Genomic DNA, 23,719 nt, shown 5'->3' with positions numbered 1-23,719 from the left:
TTTTTATTTTATGACTATTTTTTTAACTGCTTTGGCCCCTGTTTGGGTTGTTATTTCCAGTATATACATACCGCCGGGTACATGGCTTACATCTATTTGTAAGGCGCGTGCAGAATGCACATGGGCACCCTGGGTAGTGTATAGGTTTACCTGTTGTAAGGCTTCGCCATCACCCAATGCAATGTTGATATAATCTTGTACGGGGTTGGGATACACCGTGACATCATTTATAGAGGCGGATACCGTCTTGGCACTGGTAGACTGTCCCGCGACCGCTGCTTCTGTAATGGATTTAAAGTCCGTCCACCCGGCAGCCAAATAAGCATTTGTCCTGCCTGCAGGGACTATCAGGTCTATTTGGTGGCGTATACCCAAAATAACGACCCCAACAGCTATTTCGTGGCGTTCACCAAAAGCCTCTTCATCAAGCCATGGTGGAACGGCTCCCTTTGCCTCCACTGTGGCAAGGTTTGGGTTGCCCGAAAAAGCGAATTCTCCGATACTGGTAACGCTTTCAGGAATGGTCACACTGGTCAATTGGTTGCCCTCAAAAGCATAACCCCCAATACTGGTCACACCATCCGGTATGGTCACACTGGTCAATTGGTTGTCCCGAAAAGCACTTTCCTCGATACTGGTCACACCATCCGGTATGGTCACACTGGTCAAGGCATTGCCTTCAAAAGCACTATATCCAATACTGCTAACGCCTTCGGGAATGGTCACGCTGCTCAATTGGTTATCCTTAAAAGCACCGTTACCAATACCGGTCACACTACTGGGTATGGTCACCTCGGTTAAAGAGTTATAGGCAAAAGCACTTTGTCCAACACTGGTCACACTATTCGGTATGGTTACACTGGTCAATTGGTTGCCCAAAAAAGCATAACCCCCAATACTGGTCACACTGTTCCCTATGGTTACACTGGTCAATCGGTTGGTGTCAAAAGCACCTTCTCCAATACTGGTCACACTGCTGGGTATGGTAACCTCGGTTAAAGAGTTATGATAAAAAGCCCAATTCCCAATACTGGTCACACTGTTGGGTATGGTCACACTGCCCAATGGCAATTGGGAGAAGTTTTGCTCAAAAGCCCGATCCCCGATACTGGTCACCTCAAAGTCATTGCCCCCATTATTGGTTACGGTTTTGGGGATGTTTACATCAGTGGCCGTACCTGTATAGTCTATGGCCATTACGGTGTAGGGCAGCAATGATGTGATTTCGTATTTGATGCCACCATCGGTAAAGGTATCTCCTACTTCGGCACTTGAGATGGATTTAAAGCCTGCCCACCCTGCGGCCAAATAAGTATCTTTAGCACCTACACGAACTATTAAGTCTATTTGGTCACGGTCTGCATTAAAAAAAGCATCTTCATGAAGTGATGGCGGAACGATGGCCTTTGTCGCCACTGTAACAAGGGTTTGGTTATTGGCAAAAGCAAAAACCCCGATACTGGTCACACTGTTCGGCAGGGTCACACTGGTCAAGTTGTTGTTTTTAAAAGCCCGCCCTCCGATATTGGTCACACTGTTTGGCAGGGTCACACCGGTTAAGGCATTACCTTCAAAAGCACTATTTCCAATACTGGTCACACTGTTTGGAATGGTCACGCTAATCAAGTTGTTGTCTTTAAAAGTCGAATCGTCAATACCAGTTACACTGTTCGGTAGGGTCACACTGGTCAAGGCATTGCCTTCAAAAGCACCATCGCCAATACTGCTAACGCCTTCGGGAATGGTCACGCTGCTCAATTGGTTGTTCAGAAAAGCCCGTTCCCCAATAGTGGCCACACTATTCGGTATGGTCACACTGGTCAAGTCGCTGTTTTCAAAAGCACCATCGCCAATACTGATAACCTCAAAGTCATTAGGCCCATAGGTTATGGTTTGGAGGATGTTTATACTGGTAGCCGTACCCTCGTAACCTTCAATCCTCACGGTGTTGAGACTACCAAGTGCCGTTATTTTATAGGTAATGCCTTGAACTGTAAAGCTGTCGTTAATCTCCAGTTCTTCCGTGATGGATTTAAAATCCGTGCCCCAATCGGTTTCATAAGCGGTCTTGATGCTACCGGCTGGAGTACCCCTGGGCACTACCACATCTATTTGGTTGCGGTTACCAAAGGTATTGTCCTCTATTGAAGGAGGAACTGTGCCCTCTGGGACCACTATGCCAAGGTCTGGATTGCCATTAAAAGCATTGGCACCAATACTGGCAACGCCATCGGGAATGGTCACATGGGTCAATTGATTAAAGACAAAAGCTTCATCCCCGATACCGGTAACGCTAAAGTCATTGCCCCCTCTGGTTATGGTCCCGGGTATGGTAAGATTCCCTGTATTTGTATTGTTCGTTATGGTGACCGTCTTGGTGGAACCCAGCCCCGTTACTTTATAGGTGATCCCTTCAACTGTAAAGGTATCGTTAATCTCCAGTACTTCTGTGATGGATTTAAAATCCATGCCCCAGTTGGTTTCATAAGCGGTTTTGGTACTACCGGCAGGGGTACCCTTGGGCACTACCACATCTATTAGGTTTCGGTTTCCAAAGGAGCTTGTTTGAATTGATGGGGGATCTGTGCGCTCTAGCACTACTGTGGCCAATGGGTTGTTGGCAAAAGCACTATTCCCAATACTGGTCACACTACTTGGTATGGTCACACTAGTCAATTGGTTGTTCTCAAAAATACCACCCCCAATACTGGTCACACTGTTCGGTAGGGTTACACTCGTCAATTGATTATGACTAAAAGCATTATCCCCAATATGGGTTACACTGTTAGGTAGGGTTACAATCGTTAATTGGTTATGCATAAAAGCATTATCCCCAATACGGGTTACACTGTTCGGTAGGGTCACACTACTTAATTGATTCTTAAAAAAAGCATAATCCCCAATATGGGTTACACTATTCGGCAGGATTACACTCGTCAATTGATTACTATCAAAAGCGTCATCACCAATACGGGTAACCTCAAAGCCATTAGGCCCATAGTTTACGGATCCGGGTATGGTAAGGTCCCCTGTATTTGTATTGTCTATTATGGTGACCGTGTTGGGGCCCAGCGCCGTTACTTTATAGGTAATGCCTTGAACTGTAAAGGTGTCGTTAATCTCTAGTACTTCTGTAATGGATTTGAACCCTGTCCACTCGGCATGGTTCTGATAACTGCCTAGGGCACCCCTGGGCACCACCACATCTATTTGGTTACGGTTTCCAAAGGTGTTTTCTTCTATTGATGGGGGATCTATGCTTTCTGGCACCACTATAGCAAGATCCGGATTGCCGTTAAAAGTATTGGCCCCAATACTGGTAACGCCAACGGGAATGGTGACACGGGTCAATTGATTAAAGGCAAAAGCTTCATCCTCGATACCCGTAACATTAAAGTCATTGCCCCCTCTGGTTATGGTCCCGGGTATGGTGAGGTCCCCAGTATTTGTATTGTCCGTTATGGTGACGGTGTTGGTGGAACCCAGCCCCGTTACTTTATAGGTGATGCCTTCAACCGTAAAACTGTCGTTAATCCCCAGTACTTCTGTAATGGATTTGAACGCTGTCCACTCGGCATGGTTCTGATAACTGCCTAGGGCACCCCTGGGAACAAACACATCTATTTGATTACGGTTTCCAAAGGTGTTTGTTTGAATTGATGGGGGATCTATGCGCTCCAGCACCACTGTGGTCAATGGGTTGTTGGCAAAAGCATTTTCCTCAATATTGGTAACGCCTTCGGGGATGATTACACTGGTCAAGGCATTATCCTCAAAAGCACCACTCCCAATAGTGGTCACACTGTTCGGTATGGTCACACTGGTCAAGTTGTTATACCTAAAAGCATTACTCCCAATACTGGTCACACTGTTGGGAATCTCGACACTGGTCAATTGATTGTTACTAAAAGTACTTTGCGCAATACTGGTTACACCATCGGGTATGGTCACCTCGGTCAATTGATTGTTCCTAAAAGCACTACTCCCAATACTGGTCACACTGTTGGGTAGGGTCACACTGGTCAATTGGTTGTTTTCAAAAGCACTGTTACCAATACTGGTCACAGCACAGTCCTGCCCATAAAACACCGTACCGGGTATGGTTATATCGGTATCCGTTGAGCCGCTGTTCCTTCCGGTCACCGCCACTTTTCCAGGGTTTACGGACGTTATTCGATAACCAATACCGTTGCCCGTAAAGGCTGTTCCTACCCCAAATTGCGTGATGTCCTTAAAAGCATACCTATTGCCCCAAGCAGGATTACTTTCATAAGTGGTTTTGTTACCAACGGGTACCACTACTTCTATTATACCCGGATTTGAAAAAGTATCATTTGCGGGAAGGCTTGGAGGTACATTGGCCAATACCAGTACGCTGGTCAAGGGGTTGTCCTTAAAAGCACCCGTCGCAATAAGGGTAACGTTTTCGGGAATGGTCACACTCTCCAAGGTGGTGTTCCTAAATGCATCGGTCCCAATAATTTTAATACTGTTGGGGATTCTCACACTGGTCAAGGCCTTGTCCTTAAAAGCATAGGGACCAATAACGGTAACGCTAAAATTATTACCCTGATAGGTTACGGTTTCGGGCATTGTCAGGGCTCCTCCTGTATTTGTACTGCTTTGTATGGTCACTTCTTTGTTGAGGACAAGTTTCGTTACTCGATATGTGACATTGTCATAAGTAAACACGTCACCAACTTGTTGCCCATAGCCGATAAGGCCAAATGACACCATAAGAATGGTAGATGCTATTAATTGTAGTTGTTTTTTCATGTTGGAAGGTTTTTATTGTTAGTTTTTTTAATATTAGTTCATAACAAAGAATAACAACACTAAGCAAATACCCAAAATTTGGTGTCGAACTCCGTTAAAAATGGGATGTTATATGGTTTTTTGGGGATTATATGAATCCAGCAATCTCCTTTGATAGTTTGTTCATTTTAATGTTGATAGGATACGAAGTGTGAGTTTCATTTTTTAGAACTGGCACTTCGGACAAGCTCAATGCAAAACTTACCCTTCGAGAGCACTTCGGCAAGCTCAGTATGGCACCTCAGGCTTCGATTATATCGAGGGCTGAGCGTAGCCGAAGCCCCGGTTATTTGAGAAACGAAAAGATCAATAATTGACATAGATCATTTTTGCCTTCTGGCCTAGTCCTGGGTCGTTAAAGTCTATCACACATAGATAAGAACCCACGGGTACCAGACTGCCTTTATGGGTGCAGTCCCAAGCATTGCCGAGCCCACCATAATGGGCGCTGAACAGCAAGCGTTGGCTCAAGTTGTATATCTTGACTACATTGTTCTCATATTTCTCAAGGCCTTTGATTACCAAAGTATCAGCTATACCATCACCGTTGGGTGAAATCCCTCTATTGAAATCTGCGACGGGCTTAAGTTCATCACTCCCCGCCGCTTCCACGGTCACCCGCCATACTTGTTGGGTGGTTCCATCCTCTGCGGTTACCGTGTAGTTTACCGTATTGGTGAAGTCTTGTGCCACACCACTTTCTGGATTAGCACTGGCTCCATCTGACAGGGCGATCGTTGGAGTCAACCCGCTTAAATCTGTACCCAGTTCGACCTCAATAACCACCGTATGGTTGTCATAATCAATCACAGTCTCACCGCTCTGTCCGGGTATTGTGAAGCTGAGAATATCTGTGGCGGTATTAATCACCGTTACGATCAGGTCTTTGCTGGCTGCATTGCCATAGGGATCACTCACGAACAAGGTCACGGTTTGTCCCCCCCGATCGTCAAGACCAAATTCCCTGGTCGTCACATTGCTGTTTGGGGCATCAAAACTGTAAACCAACTCACTCTCTTCGCTACAGTTGTCCTCTGCGCTATATGCTAATTGATCTAAACTAAGAGTGGCCATATCCATATCCAGGTATAGGCGCAGCTGTTGAGTGGTTAAGTTGAGCACAGGAGCTTGGTCGTCTCCTTTAGCATCTCCAGCAAACTCCCAGCCATAGGTATCCATCAGTGTTTGTCTGTGTGCTTCTTCATCACAGTCATATACCAAATCATGCGCACCCAGCGTAATCCCTGTGGGGGTATTGTCCAAGTCCGCCCAGTACTTTAATGTGGCCCCATAATAGCCCCTGGACAAACCGCTATAGCTCAACATAAAACTCATATTGGTGACATTGCTTACGTTCCAACCGCTTATGTCTTGATTAAAGTTAGTGGCTCCATTGAACATATCTCTCATATTGGTGACATTGCTTACGTTCCAATTGCCTATATCCCCGTTGAAGTTAGTGGCTCTATCGAACATAGCTGCCGTAGTAGTAACATTGCTTACGTCCCAACTGTTAAGGTCGGTGCTTTGCCCGATGACACCAGATACACTGAACATCCCTCGCATATCCGTTACGTTTTGCAGATTGGGGGCATCTGTGGCGGTGATATTATTCAGGTTGCTACATCCAAAAAAGGCATTTGCCATACTTTTCCATTGGATATCGCCCCACTGCTGTACGGCCAGGATCTTGTTCTTGTCCCCTGTATTGTTAAAATAGATCCTGGGGAAATCGCCGTAGATCTTTATGGTTTTCTCTCCCGGGACCCCATAGGTATGCTCAGCGTCTCCGGTCTGGTTATACTCGATGGTTTCATCACCCCAGTTTATGGTGTAGTTGTAACCACCGCCCGTGGTGGGAATGGTGATGGATAGGTCTGTGGCTCCTACCTTCCAGGTGGTGATGAAGGGAGCACTTGATGAATAGGCATCTTCGGTGATGGATTTAAAACCCGTCCATCCAGCAGCTAAATAAGCAGTTCTGGTATTACCGGAAGGGGTACCCTTGGGAACGATTACATCTATTTGGTTACGGTTGGCATTTGTAAAAGTGAATTCTTCAATTGATGGAGGATTGGTTCCCTTTGACACCACCGTGGCAAGCTCCGGGTTGTCGTTAAAAGCCTCATGCCCTATACTGGTCACACTTTCCGGAATGACAACACTTGTCAATTGGTTGTTTTGAAAAGCTCTCTGCCCAATATTGGTCACACCGTTCGGTATGGTCACACTGGTCAAGTTGTTGTGGGTAAAAGTCCATTGACTTATACTGGTCACACTGTTCGGTATGGTCACACTCGTCAAGTTGTTGTGGGAAAAAGCCCAGGGTCCAATATTGGTGACACTGTCGGGTATGGTCACCTGGGTCAATTGGTTGCCGGTAAAAGCACTAGCCCCAATACTGGTCACACTATTGGGTATAACAACACTGATCAATTGATCGGACCTAAAAGCATTGGATACAAGGGCGGTCACCTGGTAATCGATATCCTGGTAGTTGGCCGTTTGGGGGATGGTCACTTCGGCACCTCCGGCAGGGTCATAGTCTATTGCCGATACCTGCCTATTGGTGGGGGTTATTTCAGTGATTCGGTAAGTGATATGGCCGGCAGTGAACTCGGTATTGACCTGCGCTTCTCCGGTGATAGATGCGAAGTCCTCCCAGTCATCATGGTCCTCATAAGCGGTTTTGATACTACCGGCAGGGGTGCCCCCGGGAGCGATTACATCTATTTGGGAACGATTTGAAAAAGCAGCACCAAGATTGGGTGGGGTATTGCCCAGCATTATCATAAGGTTCAATGTTGAAGGCGAATGTGGATGCATAATAAAAGCATTATCTCCAATACTGGTCACACTTTCCGGAATGACAACACTTGTCAATTGGTTGCCATGAAAAACAGCGTTCCCGATATGGGTCACACTGTTGGGTATGGTCACACTGTTCAATTGATTCCCCGAAAAAGCATGATTCCCGATGCTGGTCACACTGTTGGGAATCTCGACACTGGTCAGGCCTTTGTTACTAAAGGCATTGTCCCCGATACGGGTTACAGCATAACCGCCGTCGACAGGGGCCGATGCAGGGATTGTCACATTTTTATTAAAACCCCCGTTATTATCCCCCACGTATTCGATGAGCGTAACGGTCCTTGGGTTTACCGAAGTAACTTGATATCGGGCCAATGAAGTGTACCCCCCACTGGTAAAGGATATGAATTTATCTTCTATAGCCCTTTGTCCATAAGTGGTGAGGCTTGTCAATATCATAAGGAGGGTAGATAGTATTACTTGGACTTGCTTTTTCATTTTATAAAGTTTTATTTATACTTTTTATATATACATTACATAAACAAAAGAAATCATCAAAAAAGATACACTCAATAATAAGTGCCTAACTCTTATAAAAATGGGATATTATACGTTGTTTAAGGGATAATAGAAATCGAGAAATCCCCTTTGATGGTTTGTTTGTCCCAGTTTTGACCGATATAGACACTTTTTATCTTGGGGTCTTGTACTAAAACCTAATCTTTGTTGACAACAAAGGGTCGACAGAAGGTATGCGCAATGCAGAGACGGCGTGGAGCCAGATCGAGCATTGGTTTTATAAGAGTAAAGTGTTTTTTGGTTTTTGAATATGTTAATAACCGCGGCGGGGATTTATAACAACGGTCCCCGTCGTTTTTTTGTAAGACAAGGCCAGAATATCAGGGATGCTTGTAATGCGTTGGGCCAAAAAGATCTTCTGTCGGGCCAAAAAGGCCTTCTATTAGGCTCAATACGATTAAATTTGGACCCCGGGCGTTAAAAATTAAGTCGTAAAGGCCCAACATTAGACCTAAGCAGTTAAAATTTAGACAAGATGGTCTCAATTTTGTGCTATCATAGCCTAACACTTCGTAAAAATGGCCCTCGAGAAGGTTAAAACGGCCCATAGCATCCTCGAGGCGTGCTAAGTTTTAACCCGGCACCGTCAATTTTTGATAAAGCCTTTCTAAATTTTAAAAAACAATCAGAAACACCTATAATCATCATATTTGAATACGTACCGGTTGCTTTGCCATAAAATCCCAAGAATTTCGATAGCCACATGCAATGAGTCCAATATTGTTGTCATAAATTCTGTTGTCTTTAAATTTGATGATTTCATTGGTAATGAAAAACGCATTGATAGCTTCATTTTTGGCCTTATAATGCTTTTCCCAATCATCGGTGATATCAATGGGATCAAAATCCAGTATGGCAAAACAATAGTTGCTGTCAAACTTGAGTTGCACGCCACTTTTTCCATAGGTATTTCGTAAAAAGCTGGCAATAGAAAAACTTTTTCCCTCCTCATAAGACCCTAAATTTGGGAAATGGTTTTTAAAAAGTTTTGTAAAGTGCTCGAAGACTTTCGGGGTGCTTATTACAGATAAACCCACTGTTCTTTTTATGGGATAGAGATAAGAAATATTCTTTTTGGCATACCAGTGCCCAGTACGCCAAATAACGCTGCCCTGGTAATATTCATTTTTTAGTGCCTGGCCAAAATGTACAACCCAAATTTTTTTGTTATAAAAAGGGGGTTTTTAACTTGTCTAGTTTGAAATAGCTGGCTCCCAGTACAATGTCATGATATTTTAATAGCACAATATCAAAACCATATGTATTAGACAATCTGGCGTTTATATATTCTTCATTAGCTGTAGGATAGTATCGTTTTAACAAGCTTTTTAATTGATTTTTTTCTTTATTGGATAGTTCATGGGGTTTTCTATAGATAACTTGTGGCATGATTGAAAGTAGGTTTAGATTTGGTCAACCTAAGTTACTCTAAATACCTATTCAAGTCCATGGACAATTTACCAAAAAGCAAAAAGGATGGGTCAACGGGTTTGTCATTTTTCCGGACTGTATAATGAATATGAATTCCCTTCTTTCGAACCTGGATACGTTATTTGGTACATCTTTTTGCTTCTGTTGTCCACTACTGCAACATCGTATTCTTCACCATCATTAAAAGGACAACCTTTTTAGAACATCAAATACTAAAAAATGGAGGTAAAAACGCTCCATTTTTTAATATTATCAATTATTTTATGAAATAAACTGTTTTATAGCTTGTTGTAAATAAATTCTCTAACCTGTTCATTGTTATCACTATCAGTAAAGGTATAGATAAGCTTAATCGTAGTATCATCTTCCAACAAAAGCTGCACCCCTGATATGTTTTTAAGTACTATGGTCTTCTCATCTTTTACAATATATTCCAAAGTACTCGTTTTGATAAATTGACATGCCGCACTGGTATCAAAAACAACCATATCATTTCCTTTGAAAATTGTTGCATTAATACTTTCTGGCAAAGGATAACTAACGCTTACGTTATAATTTAACAGATCCCTACGAGTAAAGGTTTCCTTATGTTGAATGAATTCAAAAACACTTTGAGGTTTAAATTCTATCGTGTTTTCTTGAAGGCACTCTTGGTTAGAGTCGATTTGCCACTTACCCAATATCTTTTGAATCACCGCGGTTCCATCAAAAGTATTGTCACCATTATCCTCATCGGTCTCATCTGTTTCTACATTATCCGTTTCTTCATCTGGATTTTCCTCTAATTCTGAATTGTCACTTCTAATAAAAATATCCACTTGTTCTTGTTCTTCATTATCATTAGTAACTTTGGAAGTAATCTGTAAAGTATCGTCAATCAACTCGATCTCAGAATCAAAATTGAAAAAAGTAACCCTGTTCAAACCAATGACTGTATAGGTTCCAGATTGCGTAACTGTCCTATTACAAAGCGTTGTAGAATTACTCCCTAGTTTTATAAAGGTTAATTCATAAGTGTCATCTTGATTAAACGTAGCGGTTGAATTTTTTAAGCATTCAAATTCTTCAGGTGAAGCATTTTTATTGTCAATAGTGCTGCTTACCAATTGCCATTCTCCAACTAATTTTTCTTTGGTGGCCCTTATTTCTTCACTATTTTCTGGGTTAGGATTAGGATTAGCATCGTCATCAGAATTACACGATAAAAATGCTAGAGTAAGTAGCATAAAAAGTAATGCCTTACAGGTTTTAATACGTACCATTTTTTATTGATTTTAATTATTGATTTACTTGATTTCAATAAGGTTTTGGTTGGTACGATTCAAACTGATGCCTCTTTTGAAATGTTTCAAATTCTACCTTATTTTTATTTAAGAATCATTTAACAAATATTTGCACATAGGAGACGATCTCCTATCTCTTGATTAGCGAAGTCATCTAGTTGCTTGCATACTGTTCTTAATATTGCCTCAACACTTCAAATTCATCATAGGTTAACATCCATTTACCTTCAACATTTTCCCATTTTTCCTGATAAATTTTACCTTCACCAATATTCATACTCCACATAGATGATAGTATACCGCTATTATTTGTTAAAGCCTTGAATGTAGGATTGTGATAGGTTAAATTTTTAGCCCCATCTGCTATTAATTTTTCCCAAAACCCTTCGATACCTTCTTGTCCGTTTATAGAAGCAAATGGCATGGCATTCATTGTTGCATTTTTTGAATAGCCTTGACCGCAGACCGTTCCTTTTCCCGAGTTAAAACTGTTGGTCCATGCTATAGAAGCTTTGATAATGTTTTCTAAAACAATATGACTTGCCACAGGGTTTGTTTTGTTTTCTTTTGGTGTTTTATACTGCTCTAAAACTTGAAAGTTGTCATAAGTCAATAGCCATTGCCCTTTTTTCTTCTCCCATTTCTCCTGATAAATCACTCCCTTACCCACATTCATACTCCAATTAGCAGACAAAAAAGCTGTGGTTTCATTAACAACTTCTACACTTACATTTGTGTAAATTAAGTTCGTGGCTCCAGATGCTATAAACGGTGTCCAAAATTCAGAAATTTCTTTTGTTCCTTTTTTAACTCCAAAAGGTATAGCACTCATTGTTGCATTTGCGTCATAACCTTTTACACAAGCTTCGACGTTCCCTTTATTAAATGCTTCAATCCATTTTTCACTAGCATCCAATACTTCCAGAGCCGTTTGATGATGCCTTGTTGGCGAATGTTTTTGGTAAGATTGTTGTGCTTTTTCTGATGGTTTATTGTCTTCCGCTTTTTGCGCACAAGAGATATAACCTATCACTAATGCCAATCCCGTTATTATTCCTTTCATACGTTTCATATCCTTGTATGTTATTAAGTTATTGATACAAAGATCGAAGGAATAAAAGAGAGAAAGTTGTGACTTTTGTCACAACAGCTATTTTTTATACAATTTCTATCTGTTTTTGTCCCAGATGAATTTTTTTATTCTTTTCCAATGTTTTTAAAAGCCTGGAGATAACCTCTCGTGTAGTACCTAATTCTTTGGCCAATTCTTGATGTGATTTTTTAACAACACCACCATTTGCTTTTGATACTAAATAATCAAAGAGACGATCTTTAAGTGGCTGAAATGCCAAATTTGAATACTGATCAATGAGGTGCAAATAACTCTCTCTAAATATGTTGATGGTAAAACGATTCCAAGATTTATATTTGAAATTCCAATCTCTTACGAATCGAACCGGAATATTAAGGATAATAGTACAATCATCTTCTGCAATGGCATTTACGGTGCTTTTGCAATCTTCGAAACAAGCAGATAAAGATAGTGTACAGGTTTCCATTGTATTGAGGTAGTAAATCAAAATTTCTCTGTCTTCATTTTCTTGATACACCCTTACTTTACCTTCTAAAACAATTTTTAAAACTTTTATATATTGATTGCTTTTAATTATAAAATCACCCTTTTTGTGCGTTGTGATAGTAGCATTTTTGTGCAGCTCTTCTTTAAGCGCTTCTTCAGTAATTTTAATACCCTTTATAAAAGTTTCTAACATTTTTAAATCATATTTATATGACTATGAACTCTTTGACTTTATTCATAAAACAAAAGTAAGGCAAAGCTTACTTTTGTTCAAAATTTCAATTGAACTTTGTTGATATTGGATCAACCGAATATGCTGTGCTGCCAAGGTGCGTTACTCTCTTGCTTTTTTTCCCGCCGGTCAAAATTCTGAGCCACGATTTATGAAGAAACCTCTTTACTCGATAATCCTGCCTCGGCAGGCACGGCGAGATTTAAATGCTCTAGGGATTGCCTTTATTTTTTAAGTCTTTTCCTAACGAATGCCTAGTACTACTTACCCTTTGCTTCCCGGTTCCTGAGCTGTCACACTGTGCCGAAGTACTCTCGAAACCCGGGATAATGCTTAGTACTACTTACCCTTCGAGTCACTTCAGGGTGCGAACACCATCGTGAGCCGATCGTAGTCGAAGCCCCGGCCATTACAGAAGTGTAAAAATTAATAATTGACATAGATCATTTTTGCCTCTTGATCCAGCCCCGGTTCGTTGTAGTCGATCACACATAAATAGGAACCCACAGGTACCAGTCTGCCTTTATAGGTACCGTCCCAGGCATCGCCGGGGCCCCTGTAATGAGCAGTGAACAGCAGGTGTTGGCTTAGGTTATAGATCCTCACCACGTTGTTCTTATAGTGTTCAAGACCTTCGATCACCAAGGTATCGGCAATGCCATCACCGTTGGGAGAAAACCCTATATTGAAATCCACAAGGGGTCCAAGTTCACAATTCCCGTTCGCTTCCACGGTCACTGTGGCGGTTGCCGTGGCGGTTTGGTTGCCTTGTGTTGCAGTAAGAGTCACCGTTACCGGGGTACCTACATCATCACAATCAAAACTATCTATATCCAGGCTTACGTTCGGGGTACTACCACAACCATAACTGGAACCATCGTCAACATCCTCAGGTGCGATGGTCAGCTGCCCGCTGGCATCCAACTGTACAGCTATATCTTTGGCAATGGCCACAAGATTGTCCAAATGCGCTTCCACAGTCACCACAGCGGTCGCCGTATCCCAATTGTTGCCCTGTGCAGCGGTAAGGGTTACCTTTACTGGGGTGCCTACATCATCACAATCAAAACTATCTATATCCAGGCTTACGTTCGGGGTACTACCACAGCCATAACTGGAACCATCGTCAACATCCTCAGGTGCGATGGTCACCTGCCCACTGGCATCCAGTTGCACGGTAATGTTCTGGGCAATAGCGGTTAATGGACCATCCTGAACGGCTACCGTAGCTGTTCCCGTTAGCGGCATACTACAGTTTCCATTGCTTATCCCTGTTAAGTTTATCGTGGCACTCGAGCTTACCCTGTTTACGGTTACATCTACAGTTCCACTAGCTTCTATGGTTACTGTTCCTTTTAAGGCCCCGTCAATAGTTACATTATCACCGGGGGTTCCCGCAATGGTAAACACGGCATCTTCACCAGAGCATATAGGACTGTTCGTATGTATTATCGGGGCTACTGGCAGAGCGTTGACCCTTACCACAATCACTGCACGTTCACTCTCACAACCGTTTCCGTTTGTTTGACTGACGTAATAGGAGGTTTCCCCGGCAGTTGCTGTATTGGGTGTCGGTGCCTGAGTAGTTCCTGAACCTCCTGTTGCTTTGGTATACCATAACAGGTTATCTCCTGTGGCAGTCAATACTACAGCATTATCATCTATACAGTATTCGACGAGCGAATTGACCGATGGGGCTACTGGTAGAGCTTTGACCCTTACCACAATCACTGCACGTTTACTCTCACAACCATCGATGGTTTGACTGACATAATAGGAGGTTTCCCCAGCAGTTGCTGTATTGGGTGTCGGTGCCTGAGTAGTTCCTGAACCTCCTGTTGCTTCAGTATACCATAACAGGTTATCTCCTATAGGCGTTAATGCAACAGCCGTCTCGCCCACACAGTATTCGATAAACGAATCGACCGATGGGGCTACTGGTAGAGCGTTGACCCTTACCACAATCACTGCTCGTTCACTCTCACAACCGTTGATGGTTTGACTGACGTAATAGGAGGTTTCCCCGGCAGTTGCTGTATTGGGTGTCGGTGCCTGAGTAGTTCCTGAACCTCCTGTTGCTTCAGTATACCATAACAGGTTATCTCCTGTGGCAGTCAATGCTACAGCATTATCATCTATACAGTATTCGATGAGCGAATTTACCGATGGCGCTGACAGGGCATTGACCCTTACCACAATCACTGCACGTTCACTCTCACAACCATCGATGGTTTGACTGACATAATAGGAGGTTTCCCCGGCAGTTGCTGTATTGGGTGTCGGTGCCTGAGTAGTTCCTGAACCTCCTGTTGCTTTGGTATACCATAACAGGTTATCTCCTGTGGCAGTCAATGCTACAGCATTATCATCTATACAGTATTCGATGAGCGAATTGACCGATGGCGCTGACAGGGCATTGACCCTTACCACAATCACTGCTCGTTCACTCTCACAACCATCGATGGTTTGACTGACATAATAGGAGGTTTCCCCGGCAGTTGCTGTATTGGGTGTCGGTGCCTGAGTAGTTCCTGAACCTCCTGTTGCTTCGGTATACCATAACAAGTTATCTCCTGTGGCAGTCAATGCTACAGCATTATCATCTATACAGTATTCGACGAACGAATTGACCGATGGTGCTGACAGGGCATTGACCCTTACCTCGATCACTTCGCGTTTACTCTCACAACCGTTGATGGTTTGACTGACGTAATAGGAGGTTTCCCCGGCAGTTGCTGTATTGGGTGTCGGTGCCTGAGTAGTTCCTGAACCTCCTGTTGCTTCGGTATACCATAACAAGTTATCTCCTGTGGCAGTCAATGCTACAGCATTATCATCTATACAGTATTCGACGAGCGAATTGACCGATGGCGCGGATGGGATGGCGTTGACCGTGACCGTTGTGCTTGATGCCAAATTGGGAAAACTGGGCGCATGTTCCGCTACATTTTCAGGGACATTAATGGTAATGGTACCCTCACAAGATGTTGGTGTCATTTCAATGGTATATATGGAACCGTCGACCTTGGAAAAACTGCCATCGACCACAGTGGCATTGACTACTTTAATATCTTCCTGCGTAAAACCGGTTACGTTTTGATTAAAGGAGATGGTAACCAAAAATGGTGTTAAATTATCTATCTGTGCCGGTGCGTTTATTGAAACCTGAATCCCTTCCGTGATGGATTTAAAGCCTGTCCATCCAGCATCTTTATAAGCGGTTTTGATACTACCGACAGAACTACCTTTGGGAACGATCACATCTATTTCGTTATTGTTTGAAAAGGTATTACGGATCACAATGGTGGGCACGGGAGCAACACCCTGTGCCACTACTGTTTTGATTGGATTGCTGGCAAAGGCATTGCTCCAAATATCAGTAACACCATCGGGTATGGTAACTTCGGTCAATTGATTATGGGAAAAAACCGCAGCTTCAATACGGGTCAAACTGTTGGGTATGACCACACTCTCCAATTTGTTGACAACAAAAGCACCCATCCCAATATTGGTGACACTGCCCGGAATGTCCACACGGGTCAATTCGTTGCCTTGGAAAGCATTGTTCCCAATACTGATCACGTTGCTTGGCGTGATGAAAGTAACCTCGACCAATTGCTTTTCCTTAAAAGCTTTATTGCCAATAGCGGTCACTGTATAGGTGTTTGGACCATAATCTACTGTTTGGGGAATGGTCACTATGCTACCTCCCGAAGTATTATAACCTGTTGCCTTTACCGTATTGGGATTGGGGGCCAGAGATGTAATTCTATATGTTATATTATCGGCAATGAACGTGCGTCCAACTTCTGCTGGTTCTGTGATGGATTTGAAGTCTGTCCAGCCATTATCTAAATAAGTTTGTACTTTGCCTGGAGGCACTACCAGGTCTATTTGGTGACGATTTGAAAAGGTATGAGCGGTAACAATAGTGGGCACGGTAGCAACACCCCGTGCGGTTACTTTTGTGATTGGATTGTTGGCAAAGGCTTCTCCGCCAATACTGGCAACACCATTGGGAATAACAACATTGGTCAATTGGTTAAACTTAAAAGCGCCATAGCCAATAGCGGTAACATTGGTTCCCAACGTTATACTGCTCAATTGATTTTTCCTAAAGGCAAAGGTACCTATCGTTGTAACATTATTGGGTATAACAACACTCTCCAATCGGTTGGCCCTGAAAGCATCTTGACCTATACTGATCACACCATCAGGGATGGTCACACGGGTCAATCCATTTCCCTTAAAAGCACTGTTTCCAATAGCGTTTACCGTATAGTCTCCCACCTTTTCGGGGATGGTCACAACGCTATTTTTACCGATATATTCCACTGCCATTACTGTTTTAGGGTTTGAGGACGTAATTTGAAACCTAATGCCGTTAGCGGAAAAGGATCCGTTCTCATAGATGGTCCATCCCAAATCGGCAAAAAGTCCCAGGGTGATAGTACCCGGCTTATGTATTGCCTCATTTAGTCCGGTTTGGGGCGTCATCAAAGAATTTGAATTTCCTGAAGGAAAACTCCTTTCGTCCCAATGCGCGATACTGGAACCACCCCCATAAGGAGATGGGGAATAGATACGTGGACGCCTTCCACCAAAACGGTATACAGTGTTGGGGCCATCTATAAAAAGGTTGTTACTCGTGTAAAAATCGGCCAGATTATTTGACGGGGTCGAAATATCCGTTACGTTGGTGCCCGAGCCATTTTCTAAAAAATCATCATATCTAAATGGTGTGTTCGAACGGCTTCCCAGACCAGAATTTTGATCAACGTTTTGGGATGTTGTGAATCCCAGTCCATGACCGATTTCATGTAACATAATGGTAACAAGATCATATTGCAATGGCCAGGGATCGCCATCCGTGCCATAATATAAAAAATAAAAAATACTCCAATGAGAATTGACCGTTACACGTATATCCGGTTGATTTGGTGCTAAATCCCTTTCGAGTAGTGCATTGGCTAAAGCAACCGGGAAAATTCTCCCATCTGGGTATGCGTCATCGGTTAATCTGAAATTTCTTGTTGGTCCGGCTCTTGCCAATGTATTACGACCCAAATTCTCAAATCTTATTTCTATAACGATCGGCACCGGGCTTACAATATAGCGTTCCCAAATATTGGCAGCATACCTACAGGCATTTCTAAAACCCTGATCTCTTGCCTCATCACCACCAAAGATAAGCCGAATCTCCGAAGTGGATGGTGTGGTTGATGTAGCCCTTTTTTGGGCCATAAGTCCATTCTTCCCAGATGTGCCCACACGCGAATGCACATGCTCATGTCCGGCAGGGCATGTTATTGTTGTACCGGGAGAGCTGCCCATCACCCTATACTTTTGCCCAAAAGAAGCGATAACGCCCAGAAAAAATATTGCGAAAAATATAAGTAGTATGTTTTTTCTAATTAACATTATCAATTACAACATTACACTAATCAATCGGTTATTTGCAAAAACGTTTCTACCAATAGTGGTCATACTGTTTGTTATAGTTACAAAGGTAAAACGGTGGCAGTATCCTATTCGGTTAATTCATTTGGGAGGTATTTTTTATAAGTTTTTAAACCTTAAATCAAACAAAGAATGAGCATATTGAGGAAATATCCAAAAATTGGTGCCAAACCCTTTTAAACATGGGATATTATGCGATGTTTTGGGGATAATAGGAATCCAGTAATCCCCTTTGATGGTTTGTTTGTCCCGGTTCTGGCTGATATGGGCACTTTTTATCTTGGGGTCTTGTACTAAAACCTCATATTTGTTGACAACAAAGGGTCGACAGAAGGTATGCGCAATGCAGAGACGACGTGGAGCCAGATCGAGCATTGGTTTTATAAGAGTAAAGTGATTTTTGGTTTATTGAGTTAATAGCTACGGCGGGGATTTGAAACAATGGTTCCCGTCGTTTTTTTGTAAGACAAGGCCAGAATATCAGGGATGCTTGTAATGCGTTGGGCCAAAAAGATCTTCTGTCGGGCCAAAAAGGCCTTCTATTAGGCTTAATACGATTAAATTTGGACCCCGGGCGTTAAAAATTAAGTCGTAAAGGCCCAACATTAGACCTAAGCAGTTAAAATTTAGACAAGATGGTCTCAATTTTGTGCTATCATAGCCTAACACTTCGTAAAAATGGCCCTCGAGAAGGTTAAAACGGCCCATAGCATCCTCGCGACGTGCTAAGTTTTAACCCGGCAGCGTCAATTTTTGATAAAGCCTTTCTAAATTTTAAAAAACAATCAGAAACACCTATAATCATCATATTTGAATACGTACCGGTTGCTTTGCCATAAAATCCCAAGAATTTCGATAGCCACATGCAACAAGTGCAATATTGTTGTCATAAATTCTGTTGTCTTTAAATTTGATGATTTCATTGGTAATGAAAAACTCATTGATAGCTTTATTTTTGGCCTTATAATGCCTTTCCCAATCATCGGTGATATCAATGGGATCAAAATCCAGTATGGCAAAACAATAGTTGCTGTCAAACTTGAGTTGCACGCCTCTTTTTCCATAGGTATTTCGTAAAAAGGTGGTAATAGAAAAACTTTTTTTCCACCTCATAAGATCCTAAATTTGGGAAATGGTTTTTAAAAAGTTTATTCCTGTATAAATCGAATAGTGGTTGTTTTTCCACCGTCAGTAATGTTTAAAATATACATACCTGAAGATAATTGACTTGTGTTGATCGATTTCTGGACTAATTTACCCTTCATAAGAATGTTTCCTAGTAAATTAACAATTTCGTATTGTGTGTCTTTTTTAGAAAAAACTACATTTAATATTCTATCTTTCTTCACCGGATTAGGGAATACCCTAATCGAGAATTGTTCTGTAGTCACTATATCTTCGATAGTGAAAGATCCTGATGCGTTACTAATAGTAAATATGGTAGATTCAGAGCTTCCGAAAGATCCGCCAGAAGCAATTGTGCTTCCTTGTGATGTAAGTGAATATGAACCGTTTCCGTATCTACAACACATGCCATCGCCGTAACTATCAAGAAGGGTAAGCGTATATGTTCCAGGCTCTAAACATTCTGTTAGAGTTAATGTAGATCCATCTGGTTGTAAGGCATAAGTACCCCCAGAAGCAATAACCTGGTTATTAGTATCCGTAATTTGCCAACTGGTTTCTTGGGGGGAGTCGTCAAAAGTAAGTATCAAAGCAACATCGGTACAAGTTGAAGGTCCTCCTGCCTGAGATAGATTAATATCGTCGATTGCCATGTCTCCTTGCCAGGTGTCTCCAGTAACACCATTAAACCTTAGTAGTAGTAAGTCTCCGACATAAGTAATTAAATCTACACTGGTAGATTGCCATGCGTTTCCTTGATTTCCAGATCTTGACCAAATAGTGTTCCACGTTGCTCCACTGTCATTACTAGCCTCAAGAGCCAGACTTCCCATACGCGATGCGCCATACATATGGTATTGAAATGAAAAGGTTGCAGCGGTAGAACCACTTAAGTCAAAACATGGTGAGTTTAGAATTGCTCGTTTGGTAGGGTTATTGGGCCTTGATGACTCCATATACATATAATATGCTCCTTTTGCCGCATTAGAAGGTCCTGTATTTCTCGATAGTGTTCCATTGGTATTAACTGACCATTCAAAATCGTCTCCAGCACCTTGTGTCCAATCCCCAAACGTATTTTCAAAGCTCTCATTATAAGGGAAAGTGACTATTCTTTCTGTACACGCCGATCCTCCAGACAACGTTGTCACATTTACGATGTTACTGGCATTAGACGTATTGCCCACAGCATCTCTTGCCTTAATACTAAAGCCATATGAAGTATTAGCCGATAATCCGGTTACTTGATATGATGTTGTAGTAGCATTTGCTATCACTGTGTTTCCCTCGTGCACATCATATCCTGCTACACCTATATTATCTGTTGATGCATTCCAAGAAAGATCTACAGTGGTTTGTGTACTATTTGAAGTGATTAGGTTGGTTGGTGCCGTAGGTGCTTCGGTGTCTACCGGCAAGGTTGTAGCATTTGCAGTGTTGCTAAAACCAGATACGTTATCCATTGCGTCCTTTGCTTTTACTCTAAAGGAATATGTTGTATTTTCGGTTAACCCTGTTACCTGGTAAGAGGTCGTAGTTACAGAAGCAATAATGGTATTGCCTTGATAGACGTGGTATGCTGTTACACCGATATTATCTGTTGACGCATTCCAAGAAAGATCTACAGTGGTTTGTGTACTATTTGAAGCGATTAGGTTGGTTGGTGCCGTAGGTGCTTCGGTGTCTACCGGCAAGGTTGTGGCATTTGCAGTGTTGCTAAAACCAGATACATTATCCATTGCGTCCTTTGCTTTTACTCTAAAGGAATATGTTGTATTTTCGGTTAACCCTGTTACCTGGTAAGAGGTCGCAGTTACAGAAGCAATAATGGTATTGCCTCGATAAACGTCGTATGCCGTTACACCGATATTATCTGTTGACGCATTCCATGAAAGATCTACAGTGGTTTGTGTACTATTTGAAGCGGTTAGGTTGGTTGGTGCTGTAGGTGCTTCGGTGTCTACTGGCAAGGTTGTGGCATTTGCAGTATTACTAAAACCAGATACATTACTAAGTGCATCTTTTGCTCTTACTCTAAAAGAATATGCGGTATTTCCGGTTAACCCTGTTACCTGGTAAGAGGTCGTAGTTATAGAAGCAATAATGGTATTGCCTCGATAAACGTCGTATGCCGTTACACCGATATTATCTGTTGACGCATTCCAAGAAAGATCTACAGTGGTTTGTGTACTATTTGAAGCGGTTAGGTTGGTTGGTACCGTGGGTGCTTCGGTGTCTACTCCGTTACCGGGAGTGATTTCAAAATTTGCATTAGAAATATCGTAGAAAATATGTCCAGACCCCCTAACCATAATTCGGTTTTGTGTTCCTACAGCATTTGGTACCGTGATATTTTGAGAACCATCATTTGCCGCTGCAGTGCCTATCATAATGGGGTATGTGTTACCTCCATCGGTAGATAATAGAATGTCTACATTAGCAGCATTAATTCCATTTCCTGTAGTCCCTGCTACATCCCAAGTAACAGTTTGTATTGATCCTGCAGACCAACTTACATTGGTATTGGGTGCACTTACTACAAAAGGCCCAGCGGCTCCGGCAACAGTAATTCTTGTGTTGTCGCTAGCTAAACCCCCACCGCCTGGTGCATTATCTCTAACGGTAAGTCTAAAATTCATAGTTCTGGTTATGGCAGGAAGTATTTCTCCCATGGTTGCGGTATTATTTAAAATATCTGAAAGTTGTGGGAATGTTCTGGATGGAGACATCACAGGAGGGAAAGATCGAAACAGGGGACCAGAACTGTTTGGATCGTTAGGTGGGGATGCCGGACCCAGATCAAATTGTTCCCAACAATAGGTGAGTGCGTCACCATCATCATCGGTAGCGGAGCCTGTCAGCACAAAAGGAGTGCTAACGGGTATAAAGTAATCGCCACCGGCATCAACCGAAGGTGAGGTATTGCCGGTAACTGTAACATTGGCACAACTTCCACCACCATTGGTAACAAATTCAATGATCTGGTCATAGCTGGCAGTATGAAAATAATCACTGCTATTATTTTGAATATTTTGCGGTGAGCAAATCCCGGCATAAGCCATGATGGTAGTGCCGCTCCCCGGTTCGTAGGAAGTGATGTCTGACCTATTTAGATTATCACAATTGCCGGTGGTGCCATTAAAAGTGTGGGTAGCTCCAAACTGATGGCCGATTTCGTGCGCTACAAAATCAACATCAAAAGGATCACCGATCGGTGTGGCAATGCCGGTAGTGCCCCTGGCCTTAACATCGTAGTCACACACACTCTCCAGTCTCGCCAACCCCCCTGAGGCCGTGCTGAAAACGTGACCAATATCATAATTACTGTCTCCAATAAACTGATCACAAACTGTTTGACTCTCATTAAGTAGGGCGTCGGTGTTATTGTTACTAAAGTTGTCTGTATTAGGATCCAAGAAGATGATATCTGTATTGTTGTTAACAATTACCATAGTAATGGCCAGGTCTCTTTCAAAAATACCATTGACTCTGGTCATTGTAGTATTTACTGCAGCAAGGACAGTTTCTTTTTTTAGTTGATCTGAAGCGCCAGAAGGTATTCCTTGATTATTAAGATGAAATTGTGAGTATTCTCCGGTACATGCCACTGCAAGTCTAAATGTTCTTAACCTTCCATCATTTGCATTTTTAGTGATTGGAATTTGTTGTTCAGAAAAATTTGTTTTGAAATTGTCTTCAACCAAACATTCAAAAGTGTCTGGATTAGCAGGTAGATCTTTTTTAGAATAGGTGATATAACTTCTCTTATCCTTGGTATACGGATCAATGTAGATGGTTTTATGATTTCCTGAAGTAATCATGGCGTGTAGCCCGATTTTTGAATAACTGAATCTTGCAATCGATGTAGGGTCATCAATCCCATAGCCTACAAACGACTTGATGCTCGGAAATTTCTTTTGAAGTCCATTATCCAGTATAGAAGCTTCAAGAATTCTAAATTTTTTCATCATCCCATTGACCGGAAGTTCTAAAATGGCGTTAGCGCTTTTTTGTTGTGTTCTTGATGGAGCTTTTTTTAATGTAGAAGTTAACACCTTGGTATTGAGGTCGAATAATTGGAACGTAGTTGGAGTAGTTTTTCTAAGTTCTTTGGCTTTTGAACTTGTTTTGCTTGCCGATGTGGGAGTCCACAATTGTGCATGTATACTTGTGTTTACCCATACAAAAGAGATTACAAGTATCGTCTTAAAAATACTTGTTTCCATAGTCATTTTTCCCATTATGTTTTTACCTTTTATTATTGTAACCCGTAGCGCATTAAAAAAAGAATACTCATATTAACTGTAACCACACTTGTTTTTTCATGTTGGAAGATTTTACTTATTTTACATTAATTGATAAACAAAGTATTACTATACAAGGGAAGTATTCAACAATTAGTGC

The 23,719-nt window shown here is 42.1% G+C and carries 10 protein-coding genes; all 10 read right to left on the bottom strand.

Features of this window, described 5'->3' with window-relative positions; translation table 11 throughout:
• Window positions 1-3 precede the first annotated feature (3 nt).
• Entirely contained in the window at window positions 4-4,776 is a 4,773-nt protein-coding gene (locus U6A24_RS10300) for a leucine-rich repeat protein (protein ID WP_324179884.1), read from the bottom strand.
• A 345-nt stretch (window positions 4,777-5,121) separates the two neighbouring features.
• Window positions 5,122-8,124, bottom strand: coding sequence for a leucine-rich repeat protein (locus tag U6A24_RS10295; RefSeq protein ID WP_324179883.1), 3,003 nt, complete (start codon window positions 8,122-8,124; stop codon window positions 5,122-5,124).
• A 725-nt stretch (window positions 8,125-8,849) separates the two neighbouring features.
• Window positions 8,850-9,242 carry a hypothetical protein gene (locus U6A24_RS10290; RefSeq protein WP_324179882.1) on the bottom strand — a complete coding sequence of 131 codons (393 nt, stop codon included), beginning with the start codon at window positions 9,240-9,242 and terminating at the stop codon, window positions 8,850-8,852.
• Window positions 9,243-9,372: 130 nt separating this feature from the next.
• Window positions 9,373-9,594 carry a hypothetical protein gene (locus U6A24_RS10285; RefSeq protein WP_324179881.1) on the bottom strand — a complete coding sequence of 74 codons (222 nt, stop codon included), beginning with the start codon at window positions 9,592-9,594 and terminating at the stop codon, window positions 9,373-9,375.
• Between the two features lie 320 nt (window positions 9,595-9,914).
• Window positions 9,915-10,898: a lipocalin-like domain-containing protein gene (locus U6A24_RS10280; protein WP_324179880.1), complete on the bottom strand. Its 984-nt coding sequence runs from the start codon at window positions 10,896-10,898 to the stop codon at window positions 9,915-9,917.
• Between the two features lie 196 nt (window positions 10,899-11,094).
• A complete protein-coding gene (locus U6A24_RS10275) occupies window positions 11,095-11,991 on the bottom strand; it encodes a YybH family protein (protein WP_324179879.1) in 897 nt (298 codons plus the stop codon).
• 85 nt (window positions 11,992-12,076) lie between these two features.
• A complete protein-coding gene (locus U6A24_RS10270; protein ID WP_324179878.1) occupies window positions 12,077-12,691 on the bottom strand; it encodes a Crp/Fnr family transcriptional regulator in 615 nt (204 codons plus the stop codon).
• 465 nt (window positions 12,692-13,156) lie between these two features.
• Window positions 13,157-18,064 (bottom strand): Ig-like domain-containing protein, encoded by a 4,908-nt coding sequence (locus U6A24_RS10265; protein WP_324179877.1) that lies wholly within the window; start codon window positions 18,062-18,064, stop codon window positions 13,157-13,159.
• Between the two features lie 930 nt (window positions 18,065-18,994).
• On the bottom strand, window positions 18,995-19,303 hold the full coding sequence (locus U6A24_RS10260; protein WP_324179876.1) for a hypothetical protein: 309 nt from the start codon (window positions 19,301-19,303) through the stop codon (window positions 18,995-18,997).
• 35 nt (window positions 19,304-19,338) lie between these two features.
• On the bottom strand, window positions 19,339-23,541 hold the full coding sequence (locus tag U6A24_RS10255; protein ID WP_324179875.1) for a fibronectin type III domain-containing protein: 4,203 nt from the start codon (window positions 23,539-23,541) through the stop codon (window positions 19,339-19,341).
• Between the last annotated feature and the right edge of the window lie 178 nt (window positions 23,542-23,719).

The sequence above is a fragment of the Aquimarina gracilis genome (assembly GCF_035285365.1).
Lineage (GTDB): Bacteria > Bacteroidota > Bacteroidia > Flavobacteriales > Flavobacteriaceae > Aquimarina > Aquimarina gracilis.
The sequence above is the reverse complement of the archived record's forward strand: the minus strand, read 5'-3'. Positions and strand labels throughout refer to the sequence as shown.